Genomic DNA, 16,238 nt, shown 5'->3' with positions numbered 1-16,238 from the left:
GATTGAGGGGGTATATGGCGACGCTTTGCCGCGCAGCCCATGCCAGCGATCAAAAAAGCGCCGAACGATAGTGTGCATCCATCCAGTGTTTGGTTTTATACTCCTGCCTTTACGCCCGCCGATCGAGGCCACTTTTGGACAAGATTCTGATTCGTGGGGCCCGCACCCACAACCTGAAGAACATCGACCTGACCCTGCCGCGGGACAAGTTGATCGTCATCACCGGGCTGTCTGGGTCCGGCAAGTCGTCCCTGGCTTTCGACACGCTGTATGCCGAAGGCCAGCGCCGCTATGTCGAGTCGCTCTCGGCCTATGCCCGACAGTTCCTGTCGATGATGGAAAAGCCCGATGTCGACACCATCGAAGGCCTCTCGCCGGCGATTTCCATCGAACAGAAATCCACCTCCCACAACCCGCGCTCCACCGTCGGCACCATCACCGAGATCTACGACTACCTGCGCCTGCTCTATGCCCGCGTCGGTACTCCACGCTGCCCGGACCACGACATCCCGCTGGAAGCCCAGACCGTCAGCCAGATGGTCGACCTGGTGCTGGCCCAGCCCGAAGGCAGCAAGCTGATGCTGCTGGCCCCGGTGATCCGCGAGCGCAAGGGCGAACATCTGTCGGTCTTCGAAGAGTTGCGAGCCCAGGGCTTCGTTCGCGCCCGGGTCAACGGCAAGCTGTTCGAGCTGGACGAACTGCCGAAGCTGGATAAACAGAAGAAGCACTCCATCGATGTGGTGGTCGACCGCTTCAAGGTCCGCGCCGACCTGCAGCAGCGCCTGGCCGAATCCTTTGAAACCGCCTTGAAACTGGCGGACGGGATTGCCCTGGTGGCGCCGATGGACGACGAGCCGGGAGAGGAGATGATCTTCTCCGCGCGCTTCGCCTGCCCGATCTGCGGCCACGCCATCAGCGAACTGGAACCCAAGCTGTTCTCCTTCAACAACCCGGCCGGTGCCTGCCCGACCTGCGACGGGCTGGGGGTCAAGCAGTTCTTCGACATCAAGCGCCTGGTCAATGGCGAGCTGACCCTGGCCGAAGGGGCGATACGCGGCTGGGACCGGCGCAACGTCTATTACTTCCAGATGCTCGGTTCGCTGGCCTCTCATTACGGCTTCAGCCTGGAAGTACCGTTCAACCAACTGCCGGCGGATCAGCAGAAGGTCATCCTGCACGGCAGCGGCACCCAGAACGTCGACTTCAAATACCTCAACGACCGGGGCGACATCGTCAAGCGCTCCCACCCGTTCGAAGGGATAGTGCCGAATCTGGAGCGCCGCTACCGGGAAACCGAGTCGGCCACCGTGCGTGAAGAGCTGGCCAAGTTCCTCAGCACCCAGCCCTGCCCGGATTGCCGTGGCACCCGCCTGCGTCGCGAAGCGCGGCACGTCTGGGTGGGCGAGAAAACCCTGCCGGCAGTCACCAGCCTGCCCATCGGCGACGCCACCGATTATTTCGGCACCCTGAAACTCACCGGGCGCCGTGGCGAAATCGCCGACAAGATCCTCAAGGAAATCCGCGAGCGCCTGCAGTTCCTGGTCAACGTCGGGCTCGACTACCTGACCCTGGACCGCAGCGCGGACACCCTGTCCGGCGGCGAAGCCCAGCGTATCCGCCTGGCCAGCCAGATCGGCGCCGGCCTGGTGGGGGTGATGTACATCCTCGACGAGCCGTCCATCGGCCTGCATCAGCGGGACAACGATCGCCTGCTGGGAACCCTGAAACACCTGCGCGACATCGGCAACACGGTGATCGTGGTTGAACACGATGAAGACGCCATTCGCCTGGCCGACTATGTCGTCGATATCGGCCCGGGGGCCGGTGTGCACGGCGGGCGAATCGTTGCCGAAGGCACCGCCGCAGAGGTCATGGCCCATCCGGACTCCCTGACCGGTAAATACCTCTCGGGCCGGGTGAAGATCGTGGTGCCGGCCAAGCGCACGCCGCGCAACAAGAAGCTCTCCCTGACCCTCAAGGGCGCTCGCGGCAACAACCTGCGCAATGTCGACCTGGAGATCCCCATTGGCCTGCTGACCTGCGTCACTGGGGTATCGGGCTCGGGCAAGTCGACCCTGATCAACAACACCCTGTTCCCCTTGAGCGCCACCGCACTGAATGGCGCCACCACCCTGGAAGCCGCGCCACACGACAGCATCAACGGCCTGCAGCACCTGGACAAGGTAGTGGATATCGACCAGAGCCCGATCGGCCGGACTCCGCGCTCCAACCCGGCGACCTACACCGGGCTGTTCACCCCGATCCGCGAGCTGTTCGCCGGGGTACCCGAGTCGCGCTCCCGGGGCTACGGGCCCGGTCGCTTCTCCTTCAACGTCAAGGGTGGGCGCTGCGAGGCTTGCCAGGGCGATGGCCTGATCAAGGTGGAAATGCACTTCCTGCCGGACATCTACGTGCCCTGCGACGTGTGCAAGAGCAAGCGCTACAATCGCGAAACCCTGGAAATCAAGTACAAGGGCAAGAGCATCCACGAGGTGCTGGAAATGACCATCGAGGAAGCCAGGGAGTTCTTCGACCCGGTGCCTGCCCTGGCGCGCAAGCTGCAGACCCTGATGGATGTGGGCCTGTCCTACATCAAGTTGGGGCAGTCGGCGACGACCCTGTCCGGTGGCGAAGCGCAGCGGGTCAAGTTGTCTCGCGAGCTGTCCAAGCGCGACACCGGCAAGACTCTGTATATCCTTGATGAGCCGACCACGGGCCTGCACTTTGCGGATATCCAGCAGTTGCTGGACGTACTGCACCGCCTGCGCGATCACGGCAACACCGTGGTGGTGATCGAACACAACCTGGATGTGATCAAGACTGCCGACTGGCTGGTGGACCTGGGGCCGGAAGGCGGTTCCAAGGGCGGCCAGATCATTGCCGTGGGCACCCCGGAGCAGGTTGCGGAGATGCCCCAGTCCCATACCGGGCACTACCTCAAGCCGTTGCTGACCCGCGACCGCGCCTGAGGCCCATGAAAAAGCCCCTGGCACTTGACGGTGCCAGGGGCTTTTTTGTCTCTAGGGGTTGCTGCGCTTCCCGCAGAAGCGAGCTTTGCTCGCGAACAGGCAGCAAAACCTAAGGCAATCAGAACTGCGATTGCAGGTAGTTCTCCAGGCCGATGGACTTGATCAGGCCCAACTGCTTCTCCAGCCAGTAGGTGTGATCTTCCTCGGTATCCGCCAGCTGGATGCGCAAGATGTCGCGGCTGACATAGTCCTTGTGCAACTCGCACAGCTCGATGCCTTTGCACAACGCGGCGCGCACCTTGTATTCCAGGCGCAGGTCGCTGGCCAGCATCTCCGGCACCGTGGTTCCGGTGTCGAGATCGTCAGGGCGCATGCGCGGAGTGCCTTCGAGCATCAGGATGCGGCGCATCAGGGCGTCGGCGTGTTGCGCCTCTTCTTCCATTTCATGGTTGATACGCTCATAGAGCTTGGTAAAGCCCCAGTCTTCGTACATCCGCGAGTGGATGAAATATTGGTCTCGTGCTGCCAGCTCGCCCGTCAGCAACGTGTTGAGGTAATCGATTACGTCCGGGTGACCTTGCATCGCCCTACATCTCCCTGCTTGAAAGTGGATAGTTTGAACCAAGCTGACTTGCAGGTCACTTAGAAATAGCTGAAAAAGTGAAGAATATCTGAGAAAACCAGTAGAAATAACGCAAAAACCGCCCTAATGAGGGCGGTTCTGCTTCTTATTTAGACTTACTTGAGCGATACGCCCAAAGCTTTGGCGATGCCTTCGCCGTAAGCCGGGTCGGCCTTGTAGAAATGCTGCAACTGCCGATCAACCACATCAGCCGTCACTCCAGCCATGGCGCCCGCGATGTTATTGATCAGCAATGCCTTCTGCTCATCGTTCATCAGGCGGAACAACGCACCAGCGTGGCTGTAGTAGTCGGTGTCTTCACGATGATCGTAGCGGTCCGCAGCACCGCTGAGTGCCAGGGCCGGCTCGGCATAACGTGGAGCCTGCTTCGGCGCATCGCCATAGCTGTTGGGCTCGTAGTTAGGCGCCGCACCACCATTGGTACCGAAAGCCATGGAGCCGTCGCGCTGGTAGCTGTTCACCGGGCTCAATGGAGCGTTCACCGGCAACTGTTGGTGGTTGGTACCCACACGGTAGCGATGCGCGTCGGCGTATGCGAATACTCGGCCTTGCAGCATGCGATCCGGCGAAAGACCTACCCCAGGTACCATGTTGCTAGGGCCGAATGCAGCCTGCTCGACCTCTGCAAAGTAATTCAACGGGTTGCGGTTCAGTTCCAGCTCACCCACTTCGATCAACGGGAACTCTTTCTGCGACCAGGTCTTGGTCACATCGAAGGGATTCTCGTAATGCGCGGCGGCTTGAGCTTCGGTCATGACCTGAATGCACACGCTCCATTTCGGAAACTCACCGCGCTCGATCGCATTGAACAGGTCGCGCTGGGCGTAATCAGGATCGGTACCGGCCAGGCGCGCTGCGTCAGCCGGCGCCAGGTTCTTGATGCCCTGCTTGGTCTTGTAGTGCCACTTGACCCAATGCCGCTCACCCTTGGCGTTGATCAGGCTGTAGGTGTGGCTGCCAAAGCCATGCATGTGGCGGTAGCCGTCCGGAATACCCCGATCGGAAAACAGAATGGTTACCTGGTGCAGCGCCTCGGGCGAATGGGACCAGAAATCCCACATCATCTGGGCACTTTTCAGATTGCTCTGGGGCAAGCGCTTCTGGGTGTGGATAAAGTCGGGAAACTTCAGCGGGTCGCGAATGAAGAAAACCGGGGTGTTGTTGCCTACGATGTCCCAGTTGCCTTCTTCGGTGTAGAACTTGAGGGCAAAGCCGCGTGGGTCACGCTCGGTGTCTGCCGAACCACGCTCGCCGCCTACCGTGGAAAAACGCAGGAAGGTCGGAGTCTTCTTGCCTACCGCCTCAAACAACTTGGCGCTGGTGTATTCGGTGATATCACGAGAAACGGTGAAAGTGCCATAGGCGCCTGAACCCTTGGCGTGCACGCGACGCTCGGGAATATTCTCGCGGTTGAAATGGGCGAGCTTTTCGATCAGGTGAAAATCGTCGAGAAGCAGAGGGCCCCGGGGGCCGGCGGAACGAGAGTTCTGGTTATCAGCGACAGGAGCGCCACTTGCGGTAGTAAGAGTTTTGGTCTGGCTCATGCTCAATCTTCCTCTGTCAGTCTGTGAAACTGCCGGCTAATCGGCTGACAAAGAGTATTGACCACCAGTGTTACAACATCCAATGCATTACACATTAGCTAACGATAGAAATATCCAATATAGGCAGACACAAAAAACCGGGCGCTAGGCCCGGTTCCTTGTTTCAGACTGACGTCTTACTCAGCGGATACAGCTTCACCGCCGACAGCACGATCAACCAGTTCAACGTACGCCATAGGAGCGTTGTCGCCAGCGCGGAAACCGCACTTGAGGATGCGCAGGTAGCCACCCTCACGGGTAGCGTAGCGCTTGCCCAGGTCGTTGAAGAGCTTACCAACGATAGCTTTCGAACGGGTACGGTCGAAAGCCAGACGGCGGTTAGCCAGGCTGTCTGTCTTGGCCAAAGTGATCAGCGGCTCGGCAACGCGGCGCAGTTCTTTAGCTTTCGGCAGTGTAGTTTTGATCAGCTCGTGCTCGAACAGCGACACCGCCATGTTCTGGAACATGGCCTTGCGGTGCGAGCTGGTGCGGCTCAGGTGACGCCCACTTTTACGATGACGCATGGTTCATTCCTTACCAAACACAACGTTCGGTGATTACGACGATCAGGCAGTCGCCTTGTCGTCCTTCTTAAGACTTGCAGGCGGCCAGTTGTCGAGGCGCATGCCGAGGGACAGACCGCGGGAGGCCAGAACGTCCTTGATTTCAGTCAAGGATTTCTTGCCCAGGTTCGGAGTCTTCAACAGTTCTACTTCGGTACGCTGAATCAGGTCGCCGATGTAGTAAATGTTTTCCGCCTTAAGGCAGTTAGCCGAACGTACAGTCAGTTCCAGATCGTCAACCGGGCGAAGCAGGATCGGATCGATCTCGTCTTCCTGCTCGACTACCACTGGCTCACTGTCACCCTTGAGGTCGACGAACGCAGCCAACTGCTGTTGCAGGATGGTTGCAGCACGACGGATAGCCTCTTCAGGATCCAGAGTACCGTTGGTTTCCAGATCAATAACCAGCTTGTCCAGGTTAGTACGCTGCTCGACACGGGCGTTTTCCACCACGTATGCGATACGGCGAACCGGGCTGAACGAAGAGTCGAGCTGCAAGCGACCAATGCTGCGGCTTTCGTCTTCATCGCTCTGACGCGAGTCGGCCGGTTCATAACCACGACCACGAGCTACTACGAGCTTCATGTTCAGGGCGCCGTTAGACGCCAGGTTAGCGATTACGTGATCGGGATTAACGATCTCGACATCATGATCCAGCTGAATATCGGCAGCGGTAACCACCCCCGAACCCTTCTTCGACAAGGTCAGCGTAACTTCGTCACGGCCGTGCAGCTTGATAGCCAGACCTTTAAGGTTCAACAGGATTTCAATTACGTCTTCCTGTACACCTTCGATGGCGCTGTACTCGTGGAGCACACCGTCAATCTCGGCCTCGACTACTGCACAGCCGGGCATTGAGGACAACAGGATGCGGCGCAGCGCGTTGCCCAGGGTGTGGCCAAAACCACGCTCGAGAGGCTCGAGGGTGATCTTGGCGCGGGTTGGACTGACAACCTGCACATCAATGTGGCGGGGTGTCAGGAACTCATTTACCGAAATCTGCATGGATGCACCTATTTTCTAGCCCTTACTTGGAGTAGAGCTCGACAATCAGGCTTTCGTTGATGTCGGCGGACAGATCACTGCGAGCTGGAACGTTCTTGAAAACGCCCGACTTCTTCTCAGTGTCTACTTCTACCCATTCTACGCGGCCACGTTGAGCACACAGATCGAGAGCTTGGACAATGCGAAGTTGATTTTTTGCTTTCTCGCGAACAGCGACCACGTCACCAGCACGAACCTGGTAGGACGGAACGTTAACGGTCTGACCGTTCACGCTGATCGACTTGTGCGATACCAGCTGACGGGATTCGGCACGAGTAGAACCGAAGCCCATGCGGTACACAACGTTGTCCAGACGGCATTCGAGCAGTTGCAACAGGTTTTCGCCGGTTGCGCCCTTCTTGCCAGCTGCTTGTTTGTAGTAGCCGCTGAATTGACGCTCGAGTACGCCGTAGATACGACGAACTTTTTGCTTTTCACGCAGCTGGGTGCCGTAGTCGGATTGACGACCGCGACGCTGGCCGTGGATGCCAGGAGCTGCTTCGATGTTGCACTTGGATTCGATAGCGCGCACGCCGCTCTTCAGGAAGAGATCGGTGCCTTCGCGACGAGCCAGTTTGCATTTTGGACCAATGTAACGAGCCATTCTTTACAATCTCCTGGATTACACGCGGCGCTTCTTCGGCGGACGGCACCCGTTGTGCGGGATTGGCGTCACGTCGGTGATGCTGGCGATCTTGTAGCCACAGCCGTTCAAAGCGCGGACTGCGGATTCACGACCTGGACCTGGACCCTTGACGTTGACGTCGAGGTTTTTCAGGCCATATTCCAGCGCAGCTTGACCAGCACGCTCAGCAGCTACTTGAGCAGCGAACGGGGTGGACTTGCGAGAACCGCGGAAACCCGAACCACCGGAGGTTGCCCAGGAAAGAGCGTTACCTTGACGGTCGGTGATGGTCACGATGGTGTTGTTGAAAGACGCGTGGATGTGGGCGATGCCATCAACCACTGTCTTTTTAATCTTTTTACGAGGACGAGCAGCAGGTTTTGCCATGACTAAATTCCTGTCGATTCGCTGGTGCGATTACTTGCGGATCGGCTTACGCGGACCTTTGCGAGTACGCGCGTTGGTCTTGGTACGCTGACCGCGCACTGGAAGACCACGACGATGGCGCAGACCGCGGTAGCAGCCCAGATCCATCAAGCGTTTGATTTTCATGTTGATTTCGCGACGCAGGTCACCTTCAGTGGTGAACTTCGCCACTTCGCCACGCAGCTGTTCAATTTGCTCGTCGCTCAGATCCTTGATCTTCGCAGCTGGGTTGACCCCAGTCACCGCGCAGATTTTCTGCGCAGTAGTGCGACCAACACCATAGATGTAGGTCAGCGAGATAACAGTATGCTTGTTATCTGGAATGTTAACGCCTGCAATACGGGCCATTCAGTGGGACTCCAATTGACAGCTACCTACGCCCCGGAAGCCAAGAAATAGGGCGCGAGATAATATCGCTGTAATAACAAATAATCAACCCGGCAGCGCACTAGCTGCCGGGCTTGAAGCACAATCACACTCAGCCTTGGCGCTGTTTGTGACGCGGTTCCGCGCTGCAAATTACTCGAACAACACCTTCGCGGCGAATAATCTTGCAGTTACGGCACAGCTTTTTCACCGATGCACGAACTTTCATCACCAACTCCTCGAACCTTATGGATTAGCGCAGCATGCCGCTGCCGTAACCCTTCAGGTTGGCTTTCTTCATCAGGGATTCGTACTGGTGGGAAACGAGGTGCGATTGTACTTGCGACATAAAGTCCATAACAACCACGACCACGATCAGCAACGAGGTCCCGCCAAGGTAGAACGGAACGTTTGCAGCAACCACCAGGAACTGGGGCAACAGGCAGACGGCCGTCATATATAGAGCACCGAACATGGTCAAACGAGTCAGAACGCCATCAATGTAGCGCGCCGACTGCTCACCTGGACGGATGCCCGGAATAAAGGCACCGGACTTCTTCAGGTTTTCCGCTACGTCTTTCGGATTGAACATCAACGCCGTATAGAAGAAGCAGAAGAAAATAATCCCTGCACTAAACAGCAGAATATTCAACGGCTGACCAGGAGCGATCGACTGCGAGATGTCCTGCAACCAGCCCATACCTTCAGACTGACCGAACCAGGCACCCAACGAAGCCGGAAACAGCAAAATGCTGCTCGCGAAGATAGCAGGAATAACACCGGCCATATTCACTTTCAGCGGCAAGTGGCTGGTCTGCGCAGCAAATACCTTGCGGCCCTGCTGACGCTTGGCGTAATGAACAGCAATACGACGCTGACCACGCTCAATGAACACCACAAAACCGATAATCGCTACTGCCAGCAAACCGATCGCAACCAGGGCAAAAATGTTGATATCACCCTGACGTGCAGACTCGAAAGACTGCCCGATCGCTCTCGGAAGACCGGCGACGATACCTGCGAAAATCAACATCGAGATACCGTTGCCAACACCACGCTCAGTAATCTGCTCACCCAGCCACATCATGAACATCGCACCAGCCACAAAAGTGGATACCGCGACGAAATGGAAGCCAAAGTCACCAGTGAACGCAACACCCTGACCCGCCAAGCCAACGGACATGCCGATAGCTTGAACCAGGGCCAGGATGACAGTGCCGTAGCGGGTGTACTGGCTGATCTTGCGACGGCCAGCTTCACCTTCCTTCTTCAACTGCTCCAACTGCGGGCTGACGGCTGTCATCAGCTGCATGATGATCGATGCCGAGATATACGGCATGATCCCCAGTGCAAAGATGCTCATCCGTTCCAGCGCGCCGCCGGAAAACATGTTGAACAAGCTAAGAATGGTCCCCTCATTCTGTCGAAACAGGTCCGCGAGTCGGTCAGGGTTGATACCTGGAACCGGGATGTGTGCGCCTATTCGGTAGACGATAATCGCCAAGAACAGAAAACGCAGACGAGCCCAAAGTTCAGACATACCGCCTTTGCCGAGCGCAGAGAGAGCACCTTGCTTAGCCATTTATTCCTCGAACTTGCCGCCAGCTGCTTCGATAGCCGCACGCGCACCTTTGGTGGCTGCGATACCCTTGATGGTCACAGCGCGAGTAACTTCGCCGGACAGCATGATTTTCACACGCTGAACGTTTTGGTTAATCACGTTGGCATCTTTCAGGGACTGCACGGTGACGATGTCGCCTTCCACTTTAGCCAGCTCGGACAGACGCACTTCTGCGCGATCCATGGCCTTCAGGGAAACGAAACCGAACTTCGGCAGGCGACGATGCAGCGGCTGTTGACCGCCTTCAAAGCCTGGAGCAATGGTGCCACCGGAGCGGGAAGTCTGACCTTTGTGACCACGGCCACCAGTCTTACCCAAACCACTACCGATACCACGGCCCGGACGATGCTTTTCGCGACGGGAACCCGGCGCTGGACTCAGATCATTGAGTTTCATCGATTAACCCTCGACACGCAGCATGTAGTAAGCCTTGTTGATCATCCCGCGATTCTCGGGAGTATCCTGGACTTCTACAGTGTGACCGATGCGACGCAGACCCAGACCCTTAACGCACAGTTTGTGGTTAGGGATACGGCCGGTCATGCTTTTGATCAGCGTTACTTTTACGGTAGCCATGATCAGATGATCTCCTGGACGCTTTTGCCACGCTTGGCGGCAATGGATTCAGGGGACTGCATTGCTTTCAAACCCTTGAAAGTGGCGTGAACCACGTTTACTGGGTTAGTCGAGCCGTAGCACTTGGCCAGAACGTTCTGAACGCCAGCTACCTCGAGGACAGCACGCATAGCGCCGCCAGCGATGATACCGGTACCTTCAGAAGCAGGCTGCATGTACACCTTGGAAGCGCCGTGAGCGGACTTCATTGCGTACTGCAGAGTGGTGCCATTCAGGTCAACTTGGATCATGTTGCGGCGAGCAGCTTCCATTGCCTTCTGGATCGCAGCAGGCACTTCACGCGACTTGCCACGGCCGAAGCCAACACGGCCCTTACCATCACCAACCACGGTCAACGCGGTGAAAGTGAAGATACGGCCGCCTTTTACGGTTTTGGCTACGCGGTTAACTTGAACCAGCTTCTCGATGTAGCCTTCGTCGCGCTTTTGGTCGTTATTTGACATAACTTAGAACTCCAGCCCAGCTTCACGAGCAGCATCAGCCAGCGCCTTGACGCGGCCGTGGTACTTGAAGCCAGAGCGGTCGAAAGCCACCTGCGAGACGCCAGCGGCTTTCGCACGCGTAGCGACCAGCTGGCCAACCTTAGTGGCCGCGTCGATGTTGCCAGTGGCGCCATCACGCAGTTCTTTATCCAAAGTCGAGGCACTTGCCAGGACTTTGTTGCCGTCGGCCGAAATGACCTGGGCGTAGATGTGCTGCGAAGAGCGGAACACGCAGAGACGCACGACTTCGAGTTCGTGCATTTTCAGGCGTGCTTTGCGAGCGCGACGCAGTCGAGTAACTTTTTTGTCGGTCATTTGCTATGCCCTACTTCTTCTTGGCTTCTTTACGACGGACGACTTCGTCCGCGTAGCGCACACCTTTGCCTTTGTAAGGCTCTGGTGGACGGAAGTCGCGGATCTCAGCGGCCACTTGACCTACCAGCTGCTTATCGATGCCCTTGATCAGGATATCGGTCTGGCTAGGAGTCTCAGCGGTGATGCCTTCCGGCAGTTCGTAATCCACTGGATGCGAGAAGCCGAGGGCCAGGTTCAGCACTGTGCCTTTTGCCTGTGCCTTGTAACCAACACCGACCAGCTGGAGCTTGCGCTCGAAGCCTTGGCTTACGCCTTGGACCATGTTGTTTACCAGAGCACGAGTGGTACCGGCCATTGCGCGAGTTTGTTGGTCGCCGTTGCGAGCAGCGAAACGCAGCTCACCAGCTTCCTGAACAATTTCAACGGACGAGTGTACGTTCAGTTCGAGAGTGCCCTTGGCACCCTTCACCGAAAGCTGTTGGCCGGCGAATTTGACTTCGACACCAGCTGGCAGCTTAACGGGGTTCTTAGCGACGCGAGACATGCTTATCCCCCCTTAGAACACAGTGCAAAGAACTTCGCCGCCGACACCGGCAGCGCGCGCAGCACGATCAGTCATCACACCTTTGTTGGTGGAGACGATAGACACGCCAAGACCGCCACGTACTTTCGGCAGTTCTTCAACGGACTTGTACTGACGCAGGCCTGGACGGCTAACGCGCTTCACTTCTTCGATGACCGGACGGCCTTCGAAGTACTTCAGCTCGATGGACAGCAGAGGTTTGATTTCGCTGCTGATCTGATAACCCGCGATGTAACCTTCGTCCTTCAGGACTTTTGCTACAGCCACCTTCAGCGTGGAAGACGGCATGCTTACGACGGACTTTTCAGCCATCTGGGCATTACGGATTCGAGTTAGCATGTCCGCTAACGGGTCCTGCATACTCATGGGCTAGATGCTCCTGATACAAAAAGAATTAGCCTTGCGGCTACAACTGTCGCCGAGAAATTCCGGGCAAAAAACACGGGCTCAGGCGAGCCGGTCATTCTAGACACACCCCAGAAATGAATCAAGCCCCAAAAGGGGCTTGATTCACGTTCAAGGCCACCGGCGATCGGGATCTTGCGAGCCCGAACACCGAGACTTTGATAGCTATTACCAGCTGGCTTTAACCAGACCTGGTACGTCACCACGCATTGCAGCTTCACGCAGCTTGTTACGGCCCAGGCCGAACTTCCGGTAAACGCCGTGCGGACGACCAGTCAGGCGGCAGCGGTTACGCATGCGCGAAGCGCTTGCATCACGTGGCTGCTTCTGCAGAGCTACGGTAGCTTCCCAACGAGCTTCTGGACTTGCGTTCAGATCCACGATGATAGCTTTCAGCGCTGCACGCTTGGTGGCGTACTTGGCAACGGTGAGCTGACGCTTCAGCTCACGGTTCTTCATGCTCTTCTTGGCCATTTTCCTACTCCAATCAGTTGCGGAACGGGAATTTGAAAGCACGCAGCAGAGCGCGGCCTTCATCATCGTTCTTAGCAGTGGTGGTCAGGGTAATGTCCAGACCGCGGAGAGCATCGATCTTGTCGTAATCGATTTCCGGGAAAATGATCTGCTCTTTAACGCCCATGCTGTAGTTGCCACGACCGTCGAAGGACTTGGCATTCAGGCCGCGGAAGTCGCGAACCCGAGGCAGGGAGATCGACAGCAGACGATCCAGGAACTCGTACATACGCTCACGGCGCAGGGTCACTTTGACGCCGATCGGCCATCCTTCGCGGACTTTGAAGCCAGCGATGGATTTACGAGCGTAGGTCACAACGACTTTCTGGCCGGTGATCTTTTCCAGGTCAGCAACAGCATGCTCGATGACTTTTTTGTCGCCGATTGCTTCGCCCAGACCCATGTTCAGGGTGATTTTGGTAACGCGCGGAACTTCCATCACGTTCGAAAGCTTAAGTTCTTCCTTAAGTTTCGGAGCGATTTCCTTCCGGTAAATCTCTTTTAGTCGTGCCATGGTCTTCTACCTAGCAGTGTTCAAGCATCAACCGCTTTTTGGGTCGACTTGAAGACACGAATTTTTTTGCCGTCTTCTACTTTGAAACCAACGCGGTCAGCCTTGTTGGTTTCGCTGTTGAAAATGGCGACGTTGGAAGCGTGCAGTGGCGCTTCTTTCTCGACGATACCGCCCTGTACGCCCGACATCGGGTTAGGCTTGGTATGACGCTTGACCAGGTTCAGGCCACCGACGACCAGACGGTCGTCAGCCAGAACCTTAAGCACCTTACCGCGCTTACCTTTGTCTTTGCCGGCGATCACGATGATCTCGTCGTCACGACGAATCTTTTGCATGTCGGATCTCCTTACAGCACTTCTGGGGCGAGCGAGACGATCTTCATGAACTTCTCGTTGCGAAGTTCACGGGTCACTGGCCCAAAGATACGGGTGCCGATCGGCTCTTGCTTGTTGTTCAACAGAACAGCAGCGTTGCCATCAAAGCGGATGATGGAGCCGTCTGCACGACGAACACCATGGCGAGTGCGGACTACAACAGCAGTCATCACTTGGCCTTTTTTCACCTTACCGCGAGGAATTGCTTCCTTGACGGTAACTTTGATGATGTCACCGATACCAGCGTAACGACGATGGGAGCCACCCAGCACCTTGATGCACATAACGCGGCGAGCGCCGCTGTTATCGGCCACATCGAGCATGGATTGAGTCTGAATCATATAATTTCTCCGACCCCTAGCCCTTAGACTTCCACAGCGCGTTCGAGAACATCAACCAGGGCCCAAGACTTGGTCTTGGCCATCGGACGAGTTTCACGAATAGTGACTTTGTCGCCGATGTGGCACTGGTTGGTTTCGTCGTGCGCGTGCAGCTTAGTCGAACGCTTAACGTATTTACCGTAGATAGGGTGCTTAACGCGACGCTCGATCAGAACGGTGATGGTCTTGTCCATCTTGTCGCTGACAACACGGCCAGTCAGCGTACGGACAGTTTTTTCGGCTTCAGCCATGATTACTTACCTGCCTGCTGGTTGAGCACAGTCTTCACGCGAGCGATGTCACGCTTAACTTGCGAGAGCAGATGAGACTGCCCCAACTGGCCAGTTGCTTTCTGCATACGCAGATTGAACTGGTCGCGCAGCAGGCCGAGCAGTTGCTCGTTCAGCTGCTGTGCGGATTTTTCACGAAGTTCATTCGCTTTCATCACATCACCGTCCGTTTAACAAAGGAGGTGGCGAGCGGCAGCTTTGCAGCAGCCAGGGCGAAAGCCTCACGCGCCAGCTCTTCAGAAACACCCTCGATTTCATACAGGACTTTGCCTGGCTGAATCTGGGCTACCCAGTATTCGACGTTACCCTTACCTTTACCCATCCGAACTTCGAGAGGCTTTTTGGAAATAGGCTTGTCCGGGAATACACGGATCCAGATCTTGCCACCACGTTTTACGTGACGGGTCAGAGCACGACGCGCTGACTCGATCTGACGAGCGGTGAGACGACCACGAGCAACAGACTTCAGCGCGAACTCGCCGAAGCTGACTTTGCTACCGCGCAATGCCAGACCACGGTTGTGGCCGGTCATTTGCTTGCGGAACTTCGTACGCTTTGGTTGCAACATTTGGCGTACCCCTTACTTAGCAGCTTTTTTACGAGGCGCAGGTGCTTGCGGCTTCAGCTCTTCTTGGCGACCACCAATTACTTCGCCTTTGAAGATCCAAACCTTCACACCGATCACACCGTAAGTGGTGTGAGCTTCGTAGGTGGCATAGTCGATATCGGCACGCAGGGTGTGCAGTGGCACACGACCTTCGCGATACCATTCAGTACGTGCGATTTCAGCACCGCCGAGACGACCGCTCACTTGGATTTTGATGCCTTTGGCACCAATGCGCATGGCGTTCTGTACGGCGCGCTTCATAGCACGACGGAACATTACGCGACGCTCCAGCTGCTGAGCTACGCTCTGCGCAACCAGCATACCGTCGAGCTCCGGCTTGCGGATCTCTTCGATATTGATGTGCACAGGCACACCCATTTGCTTGGTCAGGTCCTGACGCAGCTTCTCAACATCTTCACCTTTCTTGCCGATCACGATGCCGGGACGAGCGGTGTGGATGGTGATGCGTGCAGTTTGAGCCGGACGATGGATATCGATACGGCTTACGGACGCGCTTTTTAGTTTGTCTTGGAGATACTCACGCACATTCAGATCTGCGAGCAAATAGTCCGCATAAGTCCGACCGTCTGCGTACCAGACGGAGGTGTGCTCCTTGACGATTCCCAGGCGAATGCCAATGGGATGTACTTTCTGACCCATCTCTTCGACTCCGTTACTTGTCAGCAACCTTGACAGTGATATGGCAAGACCGCTTGACGATGCGATCAGCACGGCCTTTGGCACGTGGCATGATGCGCTTCAGCGAACGCCCTTCGTTGACGAAAACGGTGGAGACCTTCAGGTCATCAACGTCTGCGCCTTCGTTATGCTCGGCGTTGGCTACGGCCGACTCCAGCACTTTCTTCATGATCTCGGCGGCTTTCTTACTGCTGAAAGCCAACAGGTTGAGCGCTTCGCCCACCTTCTTCCCGCGGATCTGGTCGGCGACCAAGCGGGCTTTCTGGGCGGAGATTCGAGCGCCCGACAACTTAGCGGCTACTTCCATCATTCCTTACCCCTTAACGCTTGGCTTTCTTGTCAGCCACGTGCCCGCGATATGTACGGGTACCGGCGAACTCGCCCAGTTTGTGGCCGACCATGTCTTCGTTCACGAGAACTGGAACATGCTGACGACCGTTATGCACAGCAATGGTCAGACCGACCATTTGTGGCAGGATCATGGAACGGCGCGACCAGGTCTTAACTGGTTTGCGATCGTTCTTTTCCGCCGCCACTTCGATCTTCTTCAGTAGGTGAAGATCAATAAAAGGACCTTTTTTCAGAGAACGTGGCACTGTC

26 protein-coding genes are annotated in these 16,238 nt (G+C 56.5%); 1 reads left to right on the top strand and 25 read right to left on the bottom strand.

Translation table 11 applies throughout. The features are described from left to right. Positions 1-134 precede the first annotated feature (134 nt). Entirely contained in the window at positions 135-2,969 is a 2,835-nt protein-coding gene (gene uvrA, locus F6S12_RS07730) for an excinuclease ABC subunit UvrA (RefSeq protein WP_019094235.1), read from the top strand. A gap of 118 nt (positions 2,970-3,087) precedes the next feature. Here uvrA and bfr read toward each other — a convergent pair whose 3' ends face one another. The 25 genes from bfr to rpsS all read right to left on the bottom strand — a co-directional run bounded on the left by bfr (position 3,088) and on the right by rpsS (position 16,234). Continuing rightward, a complete protein-coding gene (gene bfr / locus F6S12_RS07725; protein WP_011063770.1) occupies positions 3,088-3,552 on the bottom strand; it encodes a bacterioferritin in 465 nt (154 codons plus the stop codon). Between the two features lie 155 nt (positions 3,553-3,707). Continuing rightward, a complete protein-coding gene (locus F6S12_RS07720; RefSeq protein WP_019094236.1) occupies positions 3,708-5,156 on the bottom strand; it encodes a catalase in 1,449 nt (482 codons plus the stop codon). Between the two features lie 176 nt (positions 5,157-5,332). Then, a complete protein-coding gene (rplQ, locus tag F6S12_RS07715) occupies positions 5,333-5,719 on the bottom strand; it encodes a 50S ribosomal protein L17 (protein ID WP_007924175.1) in 387 nt (128 codons plus the stop codon). 42 nt (positions 5,720-5,761) lie between these two features. After that, positions 5,762-6,763 (bottom strand): DNA-directed RNA polymerase subunit alpha, encoded by a 1,002-nt coding sequence (locus F6S12_RS07710; RefSeq protein ID WP_007970428.1) that lies wholly within the window; start codon positions 6,761-6,763, stop codon positions 5,762-5,764. A gap of 22 nt (positions 6,764-6,785) precedes the next feature. Then, positions 6,786-7,406 (bottom strand): 30S ribosomal protein S4, encoded by a 621-nt coding sequence (gene rpsD / locus F6S12_RS07705; RefSeq protein ID WP_011063772.1) that lies wholly within the window; start codon positions 7,404-7,406, stop codon positions 6,786-6,788. Between the two features lie 18 nt (positions 7,407-7,424). Beyond that, positions 7,425-7,814, bottom strand: a complete 390-nt coding sequence (gene rpsK / locus F6S12_RS07700; protein ID WP_007924177.1) for a 30S ribosomal protein S11 — start codon at positions 7,812-7,814, stop codon at positions 7,425-7,427. 30 nt (positions 7,815-7,844) lie between these two features. Beyond that, the gene (gene rpsM, locus F6S12_RS07695) at positions 7,845-8,201 is read right to left on the bottom strand and encodes a 30S ribosomal protein S13 (RefSeq protein WP_003186020.1); all 357 of its coding nucleotides are present in this window, start codon (positions 8,199-8,201) and stop codon (positions 7,845-7,847) included. Between the two features lie 130 nt (positions 8,202-8,331). Continuing rightward, a complete protein-coding gene (rpmJ, locus tag F6S12_RS07690) occupies positions 8,332-8,448 on the bottom strand; it encodes a 50S ribosomal protein L36 (RefSeq protein ID WP_002555468.1) in 117 nt (38 codons plus the stop codon). 24 nt (positions 8,449-8,472) lie between these two features. After that, positions 8,473-9,801 carry a preprotein translocase subunit SecY gene (secY, locus tag F6S12_RS07685; protein ID WP_003210064.1) on the bottom strand — a complete coding sequence of 443 codons (1,329 nt, stop codon included), beginning with the start codon at positions 9,799-9,801 and terminating at the stop codon, positions 8,473-8,475. Then, positions 9,802-10,236: a 50S ribosomal protein L15 gene (gene rplO, locus F6S12_RS07680; protein WP_007924183.1), complete on the bottom strand. Its 435-nt coding sequence runs from the start codon at positions 10,234-10,236 to the stop codon at positions 9,802-9,804. Between the two features lie 3 nt (positions 10,237-10,239). Next, a complete protein-coding gene (gene rpmD / locus F6S12_RS07675; protein WP_003176408.1) occupies positions 10,240-10,416 on the bottom strand; it encodes a 50S ribosomal protein L30 in 177 nt (58 codons plus the stop codon). Between the two features lie 2 nt (positions 10,417-10,418). Continuing rightward, entirely contained in the window at positions 10,419-10,919 is a 501-nt protein-coding gene (gene rpsE, locus F6S12_RS07670; protein WP_007924184.1) for a 30S ribosomal protein S5, read from the bottom strand. 3 nt (positions 10,920-10,922) lie between these two features. Beyond that, the gene (rplR, locus tag F6S12_RS07665) at positions 10,923-11,273 is read right to left on the bottom strand and encodes a 50S ribosomal protein L18 (protein WP_003186037.1); all 351 of its coding nucleotides are present in this window, start codon (positions 11,271-11,273) and stop codon (positions 10,923-10,925) included. A gap of 10 nt (positions 11,274-11,283) precedes the next feature. Continuing rightward, positions 11,284-11,817 (bottom strand): 50S ribosomal protein L6, encoded by a 534-nt coding sequence (rplF, locus tag F6S12_RS07660; protein ID WP_007924185.1) that lies wholly within the window; start codon positions 11,815-11,817, stop codon positions 11,284-11,286. Positions 11,818-11,829: 12 nt separating this feature from the next. Next, complete coding sequence (rpsH, locus tag F6S12_RS07655; protein WP_011063773.1) at positions 11,830-12,222, bottom strand: 30S ribosomal protein S8; 393 nt, start codon at positions 12,220-12,222, stop codon at positions 11,830-11,832. A 207-nt stretch (positions 12,223-12,429) separates the two neighbouring features. Next, positions 12,430-12,735, bottom strand: a complete 306-nt coding sequence (rpsN, locus tag F6S12_RS07650) for a 30S ribosomal protein S14 (RefSeq protein ID WP_003228726.1) — start codon at positions 12,733-12,735, stop codon at positions 12,430-12,432. Positions 12,736-12,748: 13 nt separating this feature from the next. After that, on the bottom strand, positions 12,749-13,288 hold the full coding sequence (gene rplE / locus F6S12_RS07645) for a 50S ribosomal protein L5 (RefSeq protein ID WP_003210069.1): 540 nt from the start codon (positions 13,286-13,288) through the stop codon (positions 12,749-12,751). A 20-nt stretch (positions 13,289-13,308) separates the two neighbouring features. Beyond that, on the bottom strand, positions 13,309-13,623 hold the full coding sequence (gene rplX / locus F6S12_RS07640) for a 50S ribosomal protein L24 (protein ID WP_010443924.1): 315 nt from the start codon (positions 13,621-13,623) through the stop codon (positions 13,309-13,311). A gap of 11 nt (positions 13,624-13,634) precedes the next feature. After that, positions 13,635-14,003 (bottom strand): 50S ribosomal protein L14, encoded by a 369-nt coding sequence (rplN, locus tag F6S12_RS07635; protein WP_011063774.1) that lies wholly within the window; start codon positions 14,001-14,003, stop codon positions 13,635-13,637. Positions 14,004-14,026: 23 nt separating this feature from the next. Then, complete coding sequence (rpsQ, locus tag F6S12_RS07630) at positions 14,027-14,293, bottom strand: 30S ribosomal protein S17 (RefSeq protein ID WP_003194644.1); 267 nt, start codon at positions 14,291-14,293, stop codon at positions 14,027-14,029. A 2-nt stretch (positions 14,294-14,295) separates the two neighbouring features. Further along, positions 14,296-14,487 (bottom strand): 50S ribosomal protein L29, encoded by a 192-nt coding sequence (gene rpmC / locus F6S12_RS07625; protein WP_002555481.1) that lies wholly within the window; start codon positions 14,485-14,487, stop codon positions 14,296-14,298. Further along, positions 14,487-14,900, bottom strand: a complete 414-nt coding sequence (gene rplP / locus F6S12_RS07620; protein WP_003228729.1) for a 50S ribosomal protein L16 — start codon at positions 14,898-14,900, stop codon at positions 14,487-14,489. The genes rpmC and rplP overlap by 1 nt, the downstream gene beginning before the upstream one ends. Positions 14,901-14,912: 12 nt before the next feature. Then, positions 14,913-15,599, bottom strand: coding sequence for a 30S ribosomal protein S3 (gene rpsC / locus F6S12_RS07615; RefSeq protein ID WP_007924192.1), 687 nt, complete (start codon positions 15,597-15,599; stop codon positions 14,913-14,915). A gap of 13 nt (positions 15,600-15,612) precedes the next feature. Further along, positions 15,613-15,945: a 50S ribosomal protein L22 gene (gene rplV / locus F6S12_RS07610; RefSeq protein WP_003103908.1), complete on the bottom strand. Its 333-nt coding sequence runs from the start codon at positions 15,943-15,945 to the stop codon at positions 15,613-15,615. A 13-nt stretch (positions 15,946-15,958) separates the two neighbouring features. Further along, entirely contained in the window at positions 15,959-16,234 is a 276-nt protein-coding gene (rpsS, locus tag F6S12_RS07605; RefSeq protein ID WP_002555486.1) for a 30S ribosomal protein S19, read from the bottom strand. Between the last annotated feature and the right edge of the window lie 4 nt (positions 16,235-16,238).

It is taken from the genome of Pseudomonas sp. JV245A, assembly GCF_032424515.1.
In the GTDB taxonomy this organism is placed as follows: Bacteria; Pseudomonadota; Gammaproteobacteria; order Pseudomonadales; family Pseudomonadaceae; genus Aquipseudomonas; species Aquipseudomonas protegens.
The sequence above is the reverse complement of the archived record's forward strand: the minus strand, read 5'-3'. Positions and strand labels throughout refer to the sequence as shown.